We start from the raw sequence: 19,493 nt of genomic DNA, 5'->3' as shown, positions 1-19,493 counted from the left end.
GTTTTTGCAGGATTTTATGCAAAATCATTTCTGTAGGAGACTGCTTCACGGTAAATCTTCTCCTCGTCCAGTGTCTGGATCTGGTAATCTTTCATAAGAATCTTTCCGCCGCACACAGAATCCCGCACATCCCCGCTTCCAACGCTTTCCAGGATGGTGTTGGCAATGTGCCCGTACACAGCCATGTAGATCCTCCTCTTGTCGATTCCGATCAGATCCGCCCTTGCTCCCGGAAAGATCTTTCCATCCCTGCCCGGATCTCCTCCAAGGCAGGCCTGTCCGCCCCTGGTGGCCATGGCAAGGATGGTCTTGGCCGGCATGACAGCCGGCTCCGCAAGAGACACACCCCAGGTCAGATTCATAACAGACCGGAAGATCTTCATCTCCTGGAAAAGACTCAGGCCTCCGTGGGCGGCCCCGTCTGTCCCCAGTCCCACAGTGATATTTCTCTCCAGAAGCTCCGGCGTCCTGGGCGCCGCCTTTCCGCAGTTGCTGAAAGGACAGTGGCACACCTTCACGCCCCTCTCTGACAGCAGGCTGATCTCCCTCTCTGACAGAAGCAGACTGTGGGCTCCCAGAAAATCCGGACCCAGCACGCCCAGGCTGTCCAGATACTCGTAGGGACGCATCTGTTTCCGTTCCATATAGAAGTTAATCTCTCCCGGGTATTCGTTCATGTGAGCCTGCAGCATCGTGTGCCGCTCTGCTGCCCTCTCAGCCGCCATCCGGATCAGATCCTCCGAGCAGGAAATGAGAGATCTGAGGGAGTAGTAAACTTTTAAATTTCCTTGTCCATGAAATTCTTTATATAGTTCATCTGTCTTTTGAATGGCTGTCTCTGCATCCATGGAAATGGATGCAGGCAGACCTTTCTGGTCCATGGTGGAGTAGGACAGAGCTCCCCGCAGCCCACTCTGCGCGTAGACGCCTGCCGCCTCTCCCATAAAATAACTTCCGGCGTCAATAAACCCGGTCGTTCCTGCGTGGATCATCTCCACAGCGGCCATGCGTGCGCTCAGCTGCATTCTCTCCGGTGTCAGCGTGCTCTCGTAAGGCAGCATGATCCGTGTCCAGATCATAGGCATCTCATCCAGCACATTTCCCCGGAGGAGCTGCTGCCCGGTGTGCATATGGCTGTCCACAAGGCCCGGCATATAGATGCAGCCGCTTCCATCCATCTCCTCTTTCCAGGTATACTTTTCCTCCAGACGCTCTGCTGTATCGACAGCTTCTATTTTCCCGTCTCTGATGAGGATACTCCTTCCCTCTGCCAGCTCAAATTCCGGATCCAGATAGTCACTATTCCGGATCAGAAGATCTGCTTCTGTTTTCATATCCCTCTCTCCTATCAAATCTACACAATAAAAGTTTCTCTTGGTCTGCTTCTATATCGCGTTGGTCAGTGACAGCACAAGCTGCGCAATGCAGGCAGATCCAAGGAAAGTTCCGGTCATAACGAGAACACCTACAATGATCATCTTCCATCCCTGCTTGACAAAAGATTTGATCTGATCTCCGATAGAGATGCCCGCATAGGCTCCCACCAGTGTAAGAGGCGCTGTAAAATTAATGCTGTTGGCAGCCGCAATGACAAACTCCCTGGCAGGGCACAGAGGGCTGGCTGCCAGAAGGCCGATAATGGAACAGTAGGCCACAATGGGAAGCCGCAAAGGCACCAGTTTACTCAGCACTACAGCTGCCGCGGAGATGCCAAGAAGGATCAGGATCCCCGGCAGGGACTCCATAAATCCCACATCAAATCCGATAAAGTTGGCCAGGGCAATGCCAAGCCCTGATATGACAAGTAAAATTCCCCACTCTGCGTATCTCATCTATCTTTCCTCCCTGCTCTTTGCATTGTTCTCTTTTGCATCCATTTCTTTTTTCCGGCTCTCCAGCACCTCGCTGGGCTCTCTTCTAAGCCTGGCGATGGGCGGTTCCAGAAGCTGGTACAGCTTCTTTGTCAGAGGAATTCCCACAAAGATCGCTACATAGATACCTGTAATGCCGGATATTGTCTCGCTGGTACTTGCAAGGGCTGACAGTTCCGCCGCCATATCCGGGTAGATCAGCGCCAGGCTGGCTGTGGCGCTGGCCATGAGGATCCCGGCTCCCACGCCGGACGCCATTCCCAGGGCATAGGGGTGGAAAATATGCAGTGCTGCCACCATAGTTGTCATGAATCCAAAGTAAATCGTTCCTACCATACCGCCCACTACATAGATGGAGAGGCTTCCTCTCGTCTCCGGTGAGTCAGGCCCGAACATGTCCGTGATCAGAGCCAGGTTCGATTCTCTGTTGATCGAGTGGGTGGCTCCAATAGCCTCTCTTTTAAGTCCCAAAAGCAGGGCAAATGGAAGGGCCAGGAAGATTGTTCCCAGGTTTCCAATCTCCTGCAGCACCAGGGCAGGTCCTGCCGACAGGATCACCTCAAGGCTTGCTCCCGCATTGATCCCCAGTTTTGCAATAAAGGGACAGATGGCCACAATGACCAGCTTCGATGCCGCCTTTACTTCCTTTTTATTAAAGATCTTCAGCACCTCAGGGCCGGAGATCACTCCCATGATCAGGGAGTAAAAAATGGGAAACAGGATCAGAGTTCCCGGCCCCAGCGGCACCTGGATCTGTCCGATGCTGTCCGCGATCACGATAAACACAAATGCCAGGATAAAGATCTTGTACTCTGCCTTCATTCTGGCCATAGTAGATGGATAAGCGTAGGTCTCCTTTTTCATCTCATTTCTCCTCATTCTATTAAAATATCTTATAACATTCACGTATTATATAAGAATAACTTGTATAAAAAAAGGACAAATGGGCTGTTTTTGTTGTATACTGTAAAAAAAGAGGGAGATTTGTCGTGACACTGCCAGAATTACTGATAAAAGTACCGGAATTGGAAACGTATATCCGCTATATGCCCGACGAGCTGCGGGACCGCTGCACCATCCGCACCTATCCGCCCGGGACCATCATCCACCAGAAAGATGCCGAGCTGGATTATTTCGGCATCGTCTGTGAGGGATACCACCGGGTCATCAATGAATTTGAGAATGGAAACGTATTTATGATCGAGAGAAACGATCCCATTGACTTTGTGGGGGAGGTGGCCATCCTTGCCGGCAAATCCCGCACTTCTGTCACACTTGAGACTACCACGGAGTGCACGGTCCTCTATTTCACCAGAAAAGATTTCGAGGACTGGATCGCAAAGGACATCCACTTCCTCCGGCTTGTATCCCAGAAGGTGGCCTACAAGCTGTACCGTTCCTCCTACAACCGTGGCAACCGTCTGTTCTACCCGCCTCAGCATCTTCTCCTGGCCTACATCCTTCAGTACATAGAGGAATCCCATTCCAGCATTGTAAAACGCACCCGGGAGGAGATCCACGAGGAGACCGGGATCTCTGTAAAGACGCTGAACCGGACCATCCGCAAGCTGAAGGAGAAGGGGCTTGTGGGTATCACCAAAGGGAAGATCTCCATGACAGAGGAGCAGCAGCAAAAGGCCAGGGAGTACCTGAAAAGAGAATAGCCATAAAAAAAGAAATCGCCGCAGCCACTGCAGCGATTTCTTTTTCTTACGTTCTTATGCCATCACAGACTTCATAGCCTCTGCCAGCTTGTCTTTCTCTGCCTGAGCCTCTGCCAGGTCTTTTCCCAGCGTTGTGTAGTAGATCTTGATCTTTGGCTCTGTACCGGAGGGACGGACGATCACGGTCTCGTTGTTCTCCAGTTTGTAGATCAGCACGTTGGCAGAAGGAAGTCCTGTCTCCTCCGGCTTTGTGTAATCTGTCACGCTGGCCACCTTGTATCCGGCGATATCTTCCAGCGGTTTGTCCCGAAGTCCCTGCATGATTCCGGCCATCTTGTCCATGCCGCTCAGGCCCGGGAACTCAAAGCTGTCCACCTTGTTGAGGTAGCGTCCATACTGCGCATAGATCTCTTCCATTCTCTGCTTCAGAGAGCTTCCGATGCTCCTGTAGTAAGCTGCCATCTCGCAGATCAGCATGGAGCCTATCACTGCGTCTTTGTCACGCACATAAGGTCCTGCCAGATATCCGTAGCTCTCCTCAAATCCGAAGATGAACCGGTCCACTTCCCCTGCTTCCTCCAGCTGCGCGATCTGGTCTCCGATCCATTTGAAACCTGTCAGCACACTGCGGAGCTCTACACCATAGTGTTCTGCCACTGCATCTGCCAGCGGTGTGGACACGATGGATTTCACTGCCACTGCCTTCTCAGGCATGGTTCCCTTTTCAATGCGCCCTGCGCATATGTAGTCCAGGAGCAGCACTCCCACTTCATTTCCGCTTACCAGCTCGTAGGAGCCGTCCGGGCATTTCATGGCAATGCCCACCCGGTCTGCATCCGGGTCTGTAGCCAGCATCAGGTCTGCCCCTGTCTCTTTTGCCAGGTTCAGTCCCTGCTCAAGCGCCTCGAAGATCTCCGGATTGGGGTAGCTGCATGTGGTAAAGTATCCATTGGGGTACTCCTGATCCGGGACAATGGTAATATCTGTGATGCCGATATCTTTCAGCACCTGTGTCACCGGCACCAGTCCTGATCCGTTCAGCGGGCTGTACACCAGTTTCAGGCCGGCTGTCCTGCAAAGACCCGGGCGAACCTGTCTGGACTCGATGGCATCGTAGAGCGCCTTCTTGCAGTCGTCGCCTACAAAGCGGATCCATCCTTCTTCCACGCCCTGTGCAAATGACATGTATTTTGCCCCTGTCAGCACGTCCGTCTTCTGTATCTCTTCGTACACGATGGCAGCCGCATCGTCTGTCATCTGGCATCCGTCCGGTCCGTAGGCCTTGTATCCATTGTATTTGGCAGGGTTGTGGGAAGCAGTTACCATAACACCTGCGTTGCAGTTATAGTAGCGGGTCGCAAAGGAGAGCGCCGGCACCGGCATGAGCGCATCGTAGATCCTGACCTTGATGCCGTTGGCAGCCAGAACACCTGCCGCGTTCTTTGCAAATATATCGCTCTTGAGACGGCTGTCATAACTGATGGCAACAGTCTGTGTGCCGCCCTGCGTCTTCACCCAGTTGGCAAGACCCTGTGTAGCCTGTCTGACTACATAGATGTTCATGCGGTTTGTCCCCGCTCCCAGAACACCCCGAAGTCCGGCTGTACCAAATTTCAGAGCCACCGCAAAACGCTCCTTGATCTCTTCTTCGTTTCCCTCGATCCTGGCCAGCTCAGGATGAAGATCTGCATCTTCCAGATCCGCTTCCAGCCAACGCTTGTAATCTTCCTGATACATGTTTACCACTCCTACTACTTGCTTTTTTTATTTTTTTGTGTAAAAATACAACACTTACTAATAATATACCATGTTTGGCGCCGGACGGCAATCTGTAAATCAGGTATTGCCCGCCCGCACCTGGGATGAAGCTGCACAGTCTTTTTCAAACTGGTCTGGTCATTTTTCACTGTTTTGGCTATTTTCAACCAGTTCACTTTCTGTTATATTTCCAGTACAATCATAAGATCAGGAGGCGGTACGACACTATGAAACGAATTGTTACTCTTCAGGATATTTCCTGCGTGGGGCGCTGCTCTACCACAGTAGCTCTCCCAGTCATCTCTGCTATGGGCGTGGAGTGCGGCATTCTTCCAACAGCTGTTCTCTCCACCCACACTATGTTTCAAAATTTCACCTGCGTAGATCTGTCCGCTCAGATCCAGCCTATCTCTGAGGCATGGAAAAAGGAAGGCATCTCCTTTGACGGGATCTACACCGGCTATCTGGCTTCCAGACAGCAGTGCGGACAGATCTCGGATTTCTTTGACCATTTCCGCACCCGGGATAATCTGATCCTGGTCGATCCGGCCATGGCGGACAATGGAAAATTATATCCGGCCTTTGACCAGGATTTCCCGGCAGCTATGGCAGAGGTCTGTGCCAAAGCAGACGTGATCCTGCCCAATATCACAGAGGGCTGCCTCCTTACCGGAATGCCATATAAGACAGAATATGACCCTTCTTACATCACAGAGCTCCTGCAGCGTCTTCTCAAACTGGGATGCTGGACAGCCGTCCTCACAGGCGTCAGCTATGAGCCAAACAAACTGGGCATCGCCAGCTTAGACCAGGACGGAAACTCTTTCTCATACTTTACAAAAAAATGTCCCCAGAGCTACCACGGAACCGGAGATCTCTACTCCTCCACTGCCTTTGGAGGGCTGATGCGGGGTCTCTCCCTGGGAGATGCCCTCTCACTGGCAGCTGATTATGTGGTGGAGTGTATTGAGGTCACTTCCCGCTCCAGTGAAGCCAGATGGTACGGTGCAGAGTTCGAGTCCCAGATCCCCTGGCTGTGCCGGGAACTGGAAAAAAGACTGGGCTAGGTCTGCTTTTCCCACAGACGAAAACAGCGCCCTTGCAAATGCAAAGACGCTGTCTTCATAGCGTTCCCTGCAGGAATCGAACCTGCACTTGATCCTTAGGAGGGATCCGTAATATCCATTTTACTAAGGGAACATAAATATATTTATTTCGTACTTAGTTATTTTATCATCTTGTAAGTTCAAAATCAACTGTTATTTTTATTTTCATGGCAGGAAGCAGCTTTTCCAAAGCTGTCCCTGCCATTTTTTCAGTATCAGAAATTAATTCTGCCCTGCAGCCACATATTTGCCTTAAATCTGCGTCCCTGGGCCGGTTCTCCAAACACGCCCTTTACCGGCACACAGACATCAAACTCCAGCTCATTCACATCCAGCTTCATGACGTAGAGCTCTTCTCCCGTCTCCTGGTTCTGGATAGTATGTACATGCAGGATCTCTCCCAGGATCGAATATCTGTCACACTCCACCCCGTACGGCATAAAATACGTATCCACAATACTGAATACATCCTCTGTCACAAGGCGTTTTGAAACTTTTGAATAAATATCAATGTCATCCAGTGTCAGGCTCTCCATGGCAGCCTGATCTCCGTTTCTGGCCGCACTGAGGAGCATCATCCTGTTCCGGGATTCCTCCCTTCTTCTCCTCTCTGTCTCTTTGCTTTTCATAACAGGAAGAAGGACTGTCCCGGAATTGCACAGCCCCGCCAGGGTCACAGAGCCGAATTTCAGCCTGTCACCGGAGAGCTGTTTTTCTTTTATATATTCCACTGTATTCTGCAGATGGAAGATCAGGCTGACGCCCACCTTCACATCTTCGCATATGCCCACGTAGGCTTCCCGGTCCATCCTTTTTTCGACAACAATGTCAGCGTAAGAGGAGATGCCGCTTCCGATAAAATATGGATAGTAGTATTGTCTGTAAAATGTCTCGCGCATATCCATATCCCCGCATACGGCAACTCCTATGCCTGCCCCGCATTCCTTCTGATATTCACAGAAGTCTGCCTCCTCGTCCAGAGAGACCAGTTCATGGCATGTATAATCGTTCTCTATTGTCTTCAGAAATTTATTCAGCTCTGTCCTTGACTTAATACAGCCATAACCAATTGACCTTAAATATTTATGCATCTGTCACCTATTATTTTTTCTTTTCAATCTTGTCATGCCCACCCATATATGGACGCAGCACTTCCGGAATTCTCACAGAGCCATCTGCCTGCAGGTTGTTCTCCAGAAAAGCGATCAGCATTCTAGGCGGCGCTACTACTGTGTTATTCAGAGTGTGGGCAAAATATTTTCCTTCTGCTCCCTTTACGCGGATACCAAGACGTCTTGCCTGTGCATCTCCCAGGTTTGAGCAGCTGCCCACCTCAAAGTATTTCTTCTGTCTCGGAGACCATGCCTCCACATCGCAGGATTTCACTTTCAGATCCGCAAGGTCACCGGAGCAGCACTCCAGTGTGCGCACAGGGATATCCAGAGAGCGGAACAGATCCACTGTGTTCTGCCACAGTTTGTCATACCACTTCATGCTGTCCTCAGGCTTGCAGACAACGATCATCTCCTGTTTTTCGAACTGATGGATCCTGTAGACACCTCTCTCCTCGATGCCGTGCGCTCCTTTTTCTTTCCGGAAGCAGGGAGAGTAGGATGTCAGTGTCTGGGGAAGCTGTTCCTCCTCCAGCATAGTATCAATGAATTTTCCGATCATGGAGTGCTCACTTGTTCCGATCAGGTACAGGTCCTCTCCCTCGATCTTATACATCATGGAATCCATCTCCGCAAAACTCATAACTCCGGTCACCACGTTGCTCCGGATCATGAAAGGAGGCACACAGTATGTGAATCCTCTGTCGATCATGAAATCTCTCGCATAGGCAAGGACTGCGGAGTGAAGTCTTGCGATATCGCCCATCAGATAGTAGAAGCCGTTTCCAGCTACTCTTCCGGCGCTCTCCAGGTCGATGCCGTTGAAGCTCTCCATGATCTCTGTATGGTAAGGAATCTCAAAGTCAGGAACTACAGGCTCACCGAATTTCTCGATCTCTACGTTCTCGCTGTCGTCTTTTCCGATCGGTACAGACGGGTCGATGATGTTGGGGATGGTCATCATGATCTTTTTGATATTTGCCTCCACATCTTTTTCCTCTGTTGAAAGGCTCTCCACCCTGTCTGCGTTTGCCTGTACTTTCTTTTTCAGCTCCTCAGCTTCCTCTTTTTTGCCCTGTGCCATGCAGGCGCCGATCTCTTTTGAAATCTTGTTTCTCTCAGCTCTGAGGACCTCCACTTCCTGTTTGATCTCTCTGTTTCTCTTATCCAGCTCAAGAACTTCATCTACAAGAGGAAGCTTCTCATCCTGAAATTTCTTCTTTATATTCTCTTTTACTACATCCGGGTTGTTTCTTACAAATTTGATATCAAGCATTTTTACACCTCATCCCTTTCACTCTTATTCGTTCTCTTTTTGTTTTCCTTTGTTTCCTTCACATCCATGCTGTAGGCCTCGCTGAAGATCGCGCGGTCCAGAGCCTCTGTCTCTTCCTCCGCAAGTTCCACGTAGCTCTCACCCTTGACGATCTCTTTTATATAAGTATAGCAGCCTTCTCTGCTGTGCATGGCATTAATAACCCATCCACTGTTGTTTCCATCCAGCATGGCCAGGGCAAAACTCAGTTTTCCACCCATTTCATTAAATGCGTCATACTTGACGATACCGACCTTTTTGAAGTCTTTCTCCATTTTGCGGTAAATATCTTTGACATCCTGTCTGTTCTGTTTTGTCAGCTTCGCAAGTCCGTCTATCTCTGAGAATTTTGAGAGAAGACTTTCCTCTAAAGTCTTTCCATCTTTTCCTTTCATAAACGAGTTGTAGCTGTTTTTCAGACGGTCGTACTTCATACTGACATTCACATACAATACGAAGAGGGCAATGATCAGTATCAGCATAAACAGAAAAATAAATGCCGGATCTATTCCCAGTCTTTGTAAGATTGCACTTTCCATTAAATCTGTTCTCCTTTTCCTATGGACATGATCATATCGAACATACGTTCTAATTCTTTATCCGAATAATATTCTATTTCTATTTTTCCCTTTCCTTTTCCTTTTGATGCCACATGCACCTTAGTGCCAAGCACCTGTTTCATCTTATCTTCTATATCTTCGTATATAAAAGCATTTTCAATAACTTTCTTTTCTTTCTGCTTCTTTGGATTTTTGATCTCTTTGATAAGCTTCTCTGTCTCCCGGACACTCAGCTTTTCATCAAAAATCTTGTTAGCCAGCATATACTGCTGTTCCGGATCGTCAATGGCAAGAAGGGCTCTCGCATGTCCTGTACTGATCATATCATCTATGATCATCTGCTGCACTCTCTGGTCCAGTTTCAAAAGACGCATTGAGTTTGTGACGGCTGTCCTGCTCTTCGATACTCTCTCTGCCACTTCATCCTGCTTGAGATTGAATTCCTCCAGCAGCTTTTTAAAAGCCATAGCCTCCTCGATTGGATTGAGGTTTTCTCTCTGGATATTCTCGATCAAAGCAATCTCCAGTATTTCCTGCTCATTATATTCTTTTATGATGACAGGAACTTCTTTCACCCCCGCCATCTTTGCAGCACGCCATCTTCTCTCACCAGCAATAATCTCGTAGTAATCATTCCTTTTTCTGACAATCAGAGGCTGAAGCACACCATACTGTTTGATAGAGTCAGCCAATTCGAGAAGAGCATCCTCCTCAAAATTTCTTCTCGGCTGCTCTCTGTTTGGCTCCACCATATTGATCTTCATCATCTGCTCGCCGCTTTTTAATTCGGCTGTTTCTTCTGTCTTTTTACTCTCAGAGCTGGATACTTTAGCAGATTTATTTTCCGGGATCAGACTGTCCAGTCCTTTTCCCAGCCCCTTTCTTTTTACCGGCATATTTTTCCTCCACCTTCTGTTTTTCTGCTATTCCTCTTTTTCTATCACTTCATCCGCGAGCAGTCTGTAGCTTTCTGCTCCAGATGATTTTGGATCATACTGGTTAATGGGCATTCCGTAGCTCGGCGCCTCCGCCAGTCTGATATTTCTCGGTATGATCGTCTTGTAGATATTCTGATTTAGGTTGTCCTTTACATTCTCAACGACCTGCAGTGAAAGATTAGTTCTCGCATCATACATAGTAAACACAACGCCCTCTATCTCAAGATTTGAGTTCAGACGCTCCTTCACGAGTTCAATTGTATGTATGAGCTGACTCAATCCTTCCAGTGCGTAATATTCACATTGAATAGGAACGAGCACAGAGTCTGCAGTTGTCATCGCGTTGATCGTCAGCATACTCAGGGAAGGCGGACAATCGATAATGATGAAATCATAGTTTTCTTTTACCTTCTCCACTTCATTTTTTATAATGTATTCCTTGTTTTCAATGCCTATTAATTCTATTTCAGCAGCTGAAAGGTCTATGTTTGTTGGAAGAACATCCAAATTCTCCAACACTTCTTTGCAGATTATTTCCTCAATCTGGGCTTCTCCGATGATCAGGTCATATACTGTCTTTTCAATGCTGTCTTTATCCACGCCTAATCCACTGGTCATATTTCCCTGGGGGTCCATATCGATTGCAAGCACTTTCTTTCCTTTTTCTGCCAGGCATGCTGAAAGATTAATGGCTGTTGTCGTTTTCCCGACCCCACCCTTCTGGTTGGCGATTGCTATTATTCTTCCCATTTTACTTTACCTCTCTCAGTGATTATTACTAGTATATCACCTTTCTCTTTTATATTCCAGAATATGTTTCACGTGAAACATATTTTTTCTGTTTTTCCTAAATGTTTCACGTGAAACATTTCTCTTTTGTCCACTTTTTTACTCTGATGTTTCACGTGAAACATTTTATGCAGATATTACTTTAGTTCTTATTCAAGATATGGTAAACTATTTGTATAACCTACAGAAAGGAGAATTTCTTATGAGTTGGAAAAAAGCCCTTACGATTACGACAATTCTTACGGGAGCAACCTCCGTCGGTATACATCTGATAAATAAAGCTATCCATATTTCAGCCACAATAGACCATTTGCTCAGTTCTTCGTCTGAAACCTATTATGACTGGAAATTTGGAAAAATATTTTACACAAAACAGGGACAAGGCACTCCTCTTCTCCTTGTACATGATCTGACCACCTCCAGTTCAGAGTATGAATGGAAAAATGTGATCAAAACACTTGCCAAAACCCGGACAGTCTACTCACTGGATCTACTTGGATGTGGACGTTCGGACAAGCCGAACCTTACCTATACAAACTATCTGTATGTACAGCTTATCAATGATTTTATAAAAAATGTCATAAAAGAAAAAAGTGACGTGATCGTAACTGGACAGTCTTCCTCTTTTATCCTGGGAGCCTGTCAGAATAACAGGGAAATCATTGACAACATCGTTATGATAAACCCGGCTGACATATATACAACAGCACATATTCCAACAAACAGCAGCCGCATACTGACAAAACTGATCCTTCTTCCTCTCATTGGAACGCTTTTATATAATATACTTGTGCGAAAGGATAATATAGAGAAACATTTCAGAGAGTATTACTTTTATGACAAGAGTAAGATCAAACATGAAGAGATTATGACTTACTATGAAGCTGCTCACTATGGAAATGCATCCTCAAAGTATCTTTTTGCAAGTCTCAGCGGAAACTACCTGACTGCAAATATAATGCTCTATTTAAAAGATCTGTCCAATAGTATCTTCATAGTAACAGGGGATAATGAGAGAAACAAAAGCGAGGCTGCAGAGTATCAGAAGATTCTTCCTTCCATTGAGATCTTCCACATTACTGAGTCAGGATATCTGCCACAGCTGGAAACTCCAGACAAACTTCTTGAGCAAATTAAAATATGTCTCGACATAGAGTAGTGAACGATCATATAAAGAATCAACAAAGGAACCGCTGCTATTGCAGCGGTTCCTTTGTTGGAAGTCCGGCTTTCCTTGGAAATTTTCCGGGTGTACTTTTTTTCTTTTCTATTTTTATAAAGGATCTTGCTATATCACTCTCCGGAAGACAGAATTTCTCCACCTGTTCAATTTCTCCTCCCAGGATCGACACCGCTTTCTTTGAATTTTGCAATTCCTCCTCTATTTCTCCTGATTTGTAAGGTATGAACATACCACCCTTTTTCACATAGGGCAGACAGTATTCCGAGAGCGTAGCCAGATTCGCCACAGCCCTGGATACACAGAGATCATATGCCTCTCTGTGCTCACTTTTCTTTGCATAGTCTTCTGCTCTGCCGTGGAGCGCACAGATATCCTCAAGTGAAAGTTCCTGAATGACGCTGTTTAAAAACTTAATTCTCTTATTCAGGGAATCCAACAGTGTAACTTTGAGGTGGGGAAAAGCAATCTTCAGTGGGATACCCGGGAATCCGGCCCCTGTCCCGATATCGATGACCGTAGAGACCTGCTCCATATCTTGTACTTTTACAATGGCAAGGCTGTCCAGGAAATGCTTTTCATTCACCTCCTCATACTCTGTAATCCCTGTAAGATTCATCACCTTGTTCCATTCTACGAGAAGCTCAAAGTATCTGTCAAACTGTTCTTTCATTTTATCTGTCAGAACAATCCCAAGCTGTTTTAACTTACTATCGAATATTCTTTCTTCCATAAAATCTCCTGCCGCTTTATCTATTGCTTTTTAACTGTTCCATATAAACAAGGAGTACAGAGATATCCGCAGGTGACACACCGGATATGCGGGATGCCTGCCCCACAGATACCGGCTGGTACTCTTTCAGCTTCTGTACAGCCTCTATCCGCAGGCCCTTCACCTGATCATAGTCAATATTTTCCGGAATCTTCTTGCTCTCCATCTTTTTAAACTGCTCTACCTGCTTTTTCTGTCTGGATATATATCCCTCATATTTTATATTTATGTTAACCTGTTCCTGGACTTCCTCTCTCAGGTCATTCGGAAATTCCGGCCTGTTATGATCCAGAGGCAATAAGATCTCGTAGGAAAGTTCCGGGCGCCTTACCAGCTCCGCCAAATTGGAACCTGACGTCAGGGGCGTACTACCATTCTCTTCCAGAAGCTTCTGCACTTCCTCTGTCGTCCCCACATAAGTCTTCTTCAGCCGCTCCATCTCTGTCTCTATAAGTTTTTCTTTCTTAAGGAGCCGCTCATATCTCTCCTGATCAATCAATCCTATCTCATATCCCTTGGCTGTCAGCCTCTGATCTGCGTTATCCTGCCTGAGTAGAAGACGGTACTCAGCCCTGGATGTCATCATCCTGTAGGGCTCGTGGCTTTCCTTTGTGACAAGATCGTCTACAAGCACACCGATGTAGGCCTCTGACCGGTCCAGGATCACGCCTTCTTTTCCCTGCAGCTTTCTGGCGGCGTTAATACCTGCCAGAAGTCCCTGGGCCGCTGCCTCCTCATATCCGGAACTTCCATTAAACTGACCGCCGCTGAAAAGGCCGTCAATATTCCGGAATTCCAGAGTCGGCCTAAGCTGTCTGGCATCTATGCAGTCGTACTCAATAGCGTAGGCATTTCTCACAATCTTTACATGTTCAAGTCCGGGGACAGACCGGTACATCTCATACTGGACATCTTCGGGAAGAGAACTGGACATACCCCCTATATACATCTCGTTGGTCTCCAGACCCTCCGGCTCGATGAAGACCTGATGCCGGCTTTTATCCGCAAATTTCACTACCTTATCCTCTATGGAAGGGCAGTATCTGGGGCCTGTTCCCTCGATCATGCCCGAAAACAGAGGCGATCTGTCCAGATTTTTCCTTATGATCTCATGGGTCCTCTCATTGGTGTAAGTCAGCCAGCAGGACACCTGGTCCTTCTGGATACTCTCCGGGTCAGTTGTAAAGGAGAAGGGTACGATCCTCTCATCCCCCTTCTGCTCCTCCATCTTACTGAAATCAACGGTATTCCGGTCAATCCTGGCAGGTGTCCCGGTCTTGAATCTGTACATCTTCACTCCCAGATCCTTCAGGCACTCCGTCAGATAGTTGGCTGCCTGCAGCCCGTTGGGGCCCGTATTTGTGCTCACATCCCCGTAAATGCAGCGCGCCTTCAGATATGTACCTGTGCAGAGAATGACCGCCTGACAGCGAAATACAGCGCCTGAATATGTCTGCACACCTGTGACTTTCTTTCTTCCATCTACATCCTCTGTCAGGATATTTACCACTTCTGCCTGCTTGATCTCCAAATTTTCCTGGCTCTCCAGCACCTGCCTCATAGTTCTGCTGTAGAGGGCTTTGTCAGCCTGGGCGCGAAGTGAATGTACTGCCGGACCCTTGGATTTATTGAGCATCTTGGACTGGATAAAGGTGCGGTCGATGACCTTTCCCATCTCACCGCCCAGAGCGTCCACTTCCCTCACCAGATGCCCCTTGGATGTTCCCCCTATATTGGGATTGCAGGGCATAAGGGCGATGCTGTCCACACTGACTGTAAACACGATCGTTCGAAACCCCAATCTGGCACATGCCAGCGCCGCCTCACATCCGGCGTGCCCGGCGCCAATGACAGCCACGTCATATTGGTCTTTATTTTCCCATACAGAATTTGCTGAAAATTTCATTGACAAGATCCTCTCCTACTGTCTCTCCTGTAATATTTCCCAGTGACTCATATGCATCCATCAGATCAATGGAATAAAAATCCTCCGGCATATCCATACGTATGCTTTCCAATACCTTTTCAAGGCTTCCATATGCTCTTTCCAGTTCATGCTTATGCCTTGCGTTTGTGATGTACACCTCGCTGTTAAAAGAAAGATTCCCGTGATAGAACAGCTCTTTTACCGCGTGCTCCATCTCATCCATCCCCTCTTCTTCTTTTGCGGAGACAGATATGACAGGAGTATCTTTCATCCCTCTCTCCGCGCACATCTGCCGGATCTGTTCCTCTCCGGTCCTGCGTTCCAGGTCAGACTTATTTAGAAGGATGATCGCCTTTTTTCCTGTTATAAACTGAAAAATCTTCCGGTCATTGTCATCCAGGGGCATGGAGGAGTCCACCACGTAGATGATAAGATCCGCCTCCTTAGCCTGGCTCAGAGCTCTGTCCACACCGATCTTTTCCACCCTGTCATCGGTTTTTCTTATCCCGGCTGTATCTACAATGTTCAGGGAAATGCCCTGCAGGTTCATATGCTCCTGAAGAATATCCCTGGTAGTACCCGCTATGTCTGTGACGATGGCCCGTTCCTCCCCCAGGAGCATATTCAGTATGGAAGATTTACCGGCATTGGGCTTTCCAACGATAACCGTCTTGATTCCCTCCTTCATGACGCGCCCGTCATCGGCGGAGGCCAGAAGGCTGTCCAGCCTGCCCTTAAGCTCTTTCACATCCCTCTCCAGGACCTGTGCATAGCCCTCGATGCTGATATGCTCCGGATCATCCAGGGCCGACTCAATAAAAGCAGTATGATAAAGTATTTTGTTTCTTATATTATCTATTTTTTTCTTTACACTTCCCCTGAGCTGGCTGACCGAACTTTTTAAGGCGTAGTCATTCTGAGATTGTATGACATCTATGACAGCCTCAGCCTGAGACAGATCCATCTTTCCGTTCAGGAAAGCCCTCTTGGTAAATTCCCCCGGCTGAGCCGGCCTGGCGCCCGCATGGATACATGCCTCCAGCACTCTTCTTAATACATAGACGCCGCCGTGGCAGTCGATCTCCACTGTATCTTCGCCTGTAAATGTGCGTGGTCCTCTCATAAGCATGACAAGAACTTCGTCAATCGTCTCACCATTCTCCTCAATATACCCGTAGTGGATGGTGTGGGACTTTTGATCAGAAAGCCTCTTATTGTTTTTTCCTCTGTATATCATGTCCGCAATCTGAAAGGCATCTTCTCCGCTCATTCTCACAATGCCTATCCCCGCCTCGGACATGGAAGTAGATATGGCGGCAATGGTGCTGCTCTCGCTGTACATATATATCTCTCCTTTCCCCGGAGTTAAAAAGGCAGAGGTTAAAACCTCTGCCTTTCTTATTTTCTCACCAGTGTCACAACTACGCGGCGGTAAGGCTCCTCGCCCTCACTGTGCGTTGTCACATTTTTGTCTCCCTGCAGAGCAGAGTGGATGATCCTTCTCTCATAGGGATTCATCGGCTCAAGAGTAACCGGCTTTCTTGTCCTTTTCACTTTGTGAGCAATATTTCTTGCAAGATTTTCCAGAGTCTCTTTTCTTCTTTCCCTGTAATCCTCCGTGTCAAGTTTCACCCGCACATAGCCGGCCTGCATCTTGTTTGCAACCCTGTTTGTCAGATACTGGAGTGAGTCAAGGGTCTGTCCTCTTTTTCCAATGAGGATACCCATATTGTCGCCCTTCATCTCAATGGAGAGTGCTCCCTCCTCGTCGACCTTGGAGCAAAGCTCCACTTCCATATGCATAGCCTGGAGAACATTCTGAAGGAATGTCTCGCACTCTTTTATAGTGGCGTCCTCCACTTTTGCCAGCTCTGTCTCATGCCGCGGCTCTGTCTTCTCCTCCGGTTTTGCCTCTTTCTTCTGTTCTTTTTTTATTTCCTTTTTGCCGGATTTCTGAGCTGCCTTCCTGGGCTCTTTGTTTTCTTTTTTGGGCTTTTTCGGCTCTTTTTCTTCTTTGGTATCAAGAGTGATGTCTGTCGGAACTGCCTCTTTGATCAGCTCCTCCGCGATCTCATCCACACTCTCTTCTTTCGGTTCTTCTTTTCTCCAGGCCCGGATCACAGCCTGCTTCATGCCAATTCCGAGAAATCCAGGGCTTCCCTTTTCGATGACATCATATTCCAGTCTGTCACTTGTCACGCCAAGCTGGACCAGAGCTTCTGTGATGGCATCATCCAGTGTCTTTGCTGATACTGTAATCTCTTCTGCGCGTCTGCCTTCCATTATGTTCTCCCTCCCTATATCCACTTAGAGGGACTCCTCCATTTAAGAAAAAGTCCCTTCCTGTGTTTTAATTATTTTCGTTGTACTTTTTAACCAGATTTGCCTTTGAGGCAAGGCTGCCCTCTTTTTCTTTGTTTTTGTTGTTTACAGCTTTCTGGAGTTTCTCTTCTCTGTCTTTGTCAGTCTGTACAGATGTCTTTGCCTTGCTCTGAATGCTCCTTGTGTTTGTCTGGGCCATAGCATTGATCTTCTCTGCCCTCTCGCCCCTCTTTTCCCGCTTCTTAGCGGCTTTCTCTTTATTCTTCTCAATGAGCTCATCCACAGATATCTTCTTCAGATGACGATTGATAAATACCTGCTGCAGACATCTTACCACAGCACTGATGATCCAGTAAATACCAAGACCTGCCGGAAGTGATACAACGACGAACAGTGAAAACAGAGGCATGGTAATGTTCATTGTCCTCATTGTGCTGTACATCGGATTATCCTTATCCATAGCCTGTCCTGAGAGAGCCTGTGACAGTTTCATACTCAGGAACTGTGTGAGAACAGATATGGCCGGAAGAGCGATCGCTGTGATGACCAGAACCACTGCTGACACACCAAACTGCTCAGAAATCTGTGCTCTGTCAGAGAACAGCTGCATCGGTGAAAGAGACAGATCCGGGATGGTCAGGAATTTCTGCACATCAGCCGGTGCATTCTTGATTGCGGGAACATAGTCCTCCATCTGGTAAACAACCGGGTACAGGGCGAACAGAAGCACCATCTGGAGAAGCATGGGAAGACATCCGCCTGTCATGGACGTCCCGTATTTATCATATACCTGCTGCATTTCCTCCTGCATCTTCATCTGAGATGCCTGGTCTCTTTTGTTCTTATACTTTTTCTGAATTGCCTGAAGTTCAGGGTTCATGACCGCAGTCATCTTGGATGTTCTCTGCTGCTTGATAGTAAGCGGCATCATGATCATATATACAAGTATCGTGTATAAGATGATCGACAGTCCCACCAGACCTACATCTGAGGGAAGAATCTTATCTAATATCTCGTAGATAAAATTCATGACAATACCGAGCAGATCCGCAATCTGTCCTATGATCGGCCAGTTTGCAGCTGTCAATACTACACCTTCCATATTTTCTTTTCCTCCGTTTACGCGATCAGACGATCAGATCGCCCCGGCCTGCATTTTATCCTGATATTTTACATTGCTACGGAACCGGATCGTAGCCTCCTTTAGCAAAAGGATTACAGCGGAGTATCCTCCAGACAGCCAGAAGCCCTCCCTTGAGCGCTCCGTACTTTTCAATTGCCTCCACTGCATACTGGGAGCATGTAGGAAAATAGATACATGTAGAATGTCCCTTGAGAGGCGACAGATGTTTCTGATAAATTTTCACCAGACCTATCAAAATCTTTTTCACGACACATCACTCCGCTTTATTGATTTATCTGTATCATCTTGTGAAGACGCCCCAGATGCAGAAGTGCACTTTCAATCTCGCGGCAGCTTCTTCCTTTCGCTGCCACTCTGGCTATGACCACTATATCTTTACCACATGGGAACAATTCTTCATTCAGACGATAACTTTCACGTATTAATCTTGTCAGCCTGTGCCTGACAATGCTGTTGCCAACCTTCTTGCTGACGGAAATCCCCAGTCTGTTCTTATCCAGACCATTGTCAAGTTCATACATGACCAGATACCGGTTGGCATGGGATCTTCCGTTTTTATAGACGTGCTGAAAATCTCTGTTTTTTTTCAGTGATTCGGAAAATTTCATTTTCATCTCCTGATTTTAAGAGAAGAAAAGGCCACAAAGATGCGGCCTACGCTGATAATTTCTTTCTTCCTTTAGCTCTTCTTGCAGCAAGAACTTTTCTTCCGCCTGCTGTGCTCATTCTGGATCTGAAACCATGAACCTTTGCTCTCTGTCTCTTTTTTGGCTGGAATGTCATTTTCATAGATATCCACCTCCTTATATTTTACACAGGAATACTCCCGCTCTTTTCCTAGACATCAGTTTTGATTATATGCAATAAATCCCGTGAAGTCAAGCAAAACCGATGATTTCATAAAGTTTTTCCTCTCAGCTGCGCCCATGGCATTATATAATGATGTTGGGGTCAAAAGCCCGGGACTACGATGCCTACGGATTGTTCCGTGCTGCGCACTCTCACAATCCTACCCAATATTCGCATATCGTGGGA

The 19,493-nt window shown here is 47.3% G+C and carries 20 protein-coding genes and 1 tRNA gene; 3 read left to right on the top strand and 18 right to left on the bottom strand.

What is annotated here, in order from left to right; genetic code table 11:
* Nucleotides 1-14: 14 nt before the first annotated feature.
* From Q5911_RS12310 to Q5911_RS12300, 3 genes are read right to left on the bottom strand one after another with little or no spacing between them, the layout of a single operon-like run.
* Nucleotides 15-1,334 (bottom strand): amidohydrolase family protein, encoded by a 1,320-nt coding sequence (locus Q5911_RS12310; RefSeq protein ID WP_303183185.1) that lies wholly within the window; start codon nt 1,332-1,334, stop codon nt 15-17.
* 51 nt (nt 1,335-1,385) lie between these two features.
* Nucleotides 1,386-1,832 carry a hypothetical protein gene (locus Q5911_RS12305; protein WP_303183183.1) on the bottom strand — a complete coding sequence of 149 codons (447 nt, stop codon included), beginning with the start codon at nt 1,830-1,832 and terminating at the stop codon, nt 1,386-1,388.
* On the bottom strand, nt 1,833-2,735 hold the full coding sequence (locus Q5911_RS12300) for a DUF3100 domain-containing protein (RefSeq protein WP_281724511.1): 903 nt from the start codon (nt 2,733-2,735) through the stop codon (nt 1,833-1,835).
* A gap of 125 nt (nt 2,736-2,860) precedes the next feature.
* On the opposite strand from Q5911_RS12300, the gene Q5911_RS12295 reads away from it, so the two are divergent.
* Entirely contained in the window at nt 2,861-3,535 is a 675-nt protein-coding gene (locus Q5911_RS12295; protein ID WP_303183180.1) for a Crp/Fnr family transcriptional regulator, read from the top strand.
* Between the two features lie 54 nt (nt 3,536-3,589).
* On the opposite strand, the gene Q5911_RS12290 is transcribed toward Q5911_RS12295, so the two are convergent.
* Nucleotides 3,590-5,272 carry a phospho-sugar mutase gene (locus Q5911_RS12290; RefSeq protein ID WP_076779942.1) on the bottom strand — a complete coding sequence of 561 codons (1,683 nt, stop codon included), beginning with the start codon at nt 5,270-5,272 and terminating at the stop codon, nt 3,590-3,592.
* Between the two features lie 248 nt (nt 5,273-5,520).
* Here Q5911_RS12290 and Q5911_RS12285 point away from each other — a divergent pair, with 248 nt between their 5' ends.
* Complete coding sequence (locus tag Q5911_RS12285; RefSeq protein WP_303183177.1) at nt 5,521-6,360, top strand: pyridoxamine kinase; 840 nt, start codon at nt 5,521-5,523, stop codon at nt 6,358-6,360.
* 61 nt (nt 6,361-6,421) lie between these two features.
* Here the strand turns inward: Q5911_RS12285 and Q5911_RS12280 are convergent.
* From Q5911_RS12280 to Q5911_RS12255, 6 genes are all read right to left on the bottom strand, one after another.
* Nucleotides 6,422-6,493, bottom strand: a tRNA-Arg gene (locus Q5911_RS12280).
* Between the two features lie 121 nt (nt 6,494-6,614).
* The gene (locus Q5911_RS12275; RefSeq protein WP_303183175.1) at nt 6,615-7,490 is read right to left on the bottom strand and encodes a DUF3881 family protein; all 876 of its coding nucleotides are present in this window, start codon (nt 7,488-7,490) and stop codon (nt 6,615-6,617) included.
* Between the two features lie 10 nt (nt 7,491-7,500).
* Entirely contained in the window at nt 7,501-8,787 is a 1,287-nt protein-coding gene (gene serS, locus Q5911_RS12270) for a serine--tRNA ligase (protein ID WP_226395531.1), read from the bottom strand.
* 2 nt (nt 8,788-8,789) lie between these two features.
* Nucleotides 8,790-9,365: a DUF4446 family protein gene (locus Q5911_RS12265; RefSeq protein ID WP_076779886.1), complete on the bottom strand. Its 576-nt coding sequence runs from the start codon at nt 9,363-9,365 to the stop codon at nt 8,790-8,792.
* Nucleotides 9,365-10,282 (bottom strand): ParB/RepB/Spo0J family partition protein, encoded by a 918-nt coding sequence (locus tag Q5911_RS12260; protein ID WP_303183171.1) that lies wholly within the window; start codon nt 10,280-10,282, stop codon nt 9,365-9,367. Before Q5911_RS12260 ends, Q5911_RS12265 begins: the two co-directional genes overlap by 1 nt.
* 27 nt (nt 10,283-10,309) lie before the next feature.
* Nucleotides 10,310-11,074, bottom strand: coding sequence for a ParA family protein (locus Q5911_RS12255; protein ID WP_303183169.1), 765 nt, complete (start codon nt 11,072-11,074; stop codon nt 10,310-10,312).
* Nucleotides 11,075-11,315: 241 nt separating this feature from the next.
* On the opposite strand from Q5911_RS12255, the gene Q5911_RS12250 reads away from it, so the two are divergent.
* On the top strand, nt 11,316-12,272 hold the full coding sequence (locus Q5911_RS12250) for an alpha/beta fold hydrolase (protein ID WP_303183167.1): 957 nt from the start codon (nt 11,316-11,318) through the stop codon (nt 12,270-12,272).
* Between the two features lie 37 nt (nt 12,273-12,309).
* Here Q5911_RS12250 and rsmG read toward each other — a convergent pair whose 3' ends face one another.
* The 8 genes from rsmG to rpmH form a co-directional block, all read right to left on the bottom strand.
* Nucleotides 12,310-13,026 (bottom strand): 16S rRNA (guanine(527)-N(7))-methyltransferase RsmG, encoded by a 717-nt coding sequence (rsmG, locus tag Q5911_RS12245; RefSeq protein WP_303183165.1) that lies wholly within the window; start codon nt 13,024-13,026, stop codon nt 12,310-12,312.
* Between the two features lie 16 nt (nt 13,027-13,042).
* The gene (gene mnmG, locus Q5911_RS12240; RefSeq protein ID WP_303183163.1) at nt 13,043-14,971 is read right to left on the bottom strand and encodes a tRNA uridine-5-carboxymethylaminomethyl(34) synthesis enzyme MnmG; all 1,929 of its coding nucleotides are present in this window, start codon (nt 14,969-14,971) and stop codon (nt 13,043-13,045) included.
* Nucleotides 14,937-16,334, bottom strand: a complete 1,398-nt coding sequence (gene mnmE / locus Q5911_RS12235) for a tRNA uridine-5-carboxymethylaminomethyl(34) synthesis GTPase MnmE (protein ID WP_303183161.1) — start codon at nt 16,332-16,334, stop codon at nt 14,937-14,939. Before mnmE ends, mnmG begins: the two co-directional genes overlap by 35 nt.
* Nucleotides 16,335-16,390: 56 nt before the next feature.
* Nucleotides 16,391-17,275, bottom strand: coding sequence for an RNA-binding cell elongation regulator Jag/EloR (gene jag / locus Q5911_RS12230; protein WP_303183157.1), 885 nt, complete (start codon nt 17,273-17,275; stop codon nt 16,391-16,393).
* 67 nt (nt 17,276-17,342) lie between these two features.
* Nucleotides 17,343-18,416, bottom strand: coding sequence for a YidC/Oxa1 family membrane protein insertase (locus Q5911_RS12225; RefSeq protein WP_076779868.1), 1,074 nt, complete (start codon nt 18,414-18,416; stop codon nt 17,343-17,345).
* Between the two features lie 76 nt (nt 18,417-18,492).
* On the bottom strand, nt 18,493-18,705 hold the full coding sequence (gene yidD / locus Q5911_RS12220) for a membrane protein insertion efficiency factor YidD (protein WP_303183153.1): 213 nt from the start codon (nt 18,703-18,705) through the stop codon (nt 18,493-18,495).
* 16 nt (nt 18,706-18,721) lie between these two features.
* Nucleotides 18,722-19,066, bottom strand: coding sequence for a ribonuclease P protein component (gene rnpA / locus Q5911_RS12215; protein ID WP_076779863.1), 345 nt, complete (start codon nt 19,064-19,066; stop codon nt 18,722-18,724).
* Nucleotides 19,067-19,112: 46 nt separating this feature from the next.
* Nucleotides 19,113-19,247: a 50S ribosomal protein L34 gene (gene rpmH / locus Q5911_RS12210; protein ID WP_021859823.1), complete on the bottom strand. Its 135-nt coding sequence runs from the start codon at nt 19,245-19,247 to the stop codon at nt 19,113-19,115.
* Nucleotides 19,248-19,493: the final 246 nt, after the last annotated feature.

Origin of the sequence: Lachnoclostridium phocaeense (genome assembly GCF_959599685.1) — a bacterium.
In the GTDB taxonomy this organism is placed as follows: Bacteria; Bacillota; Clostridia; order Lachnospirales; family Lachnospiraceae; genus Claveliimonas; species Claveliimonas monacensis.
This window is presented reverse-complemented; position numbering and strand designations above follow the sequence as displayed.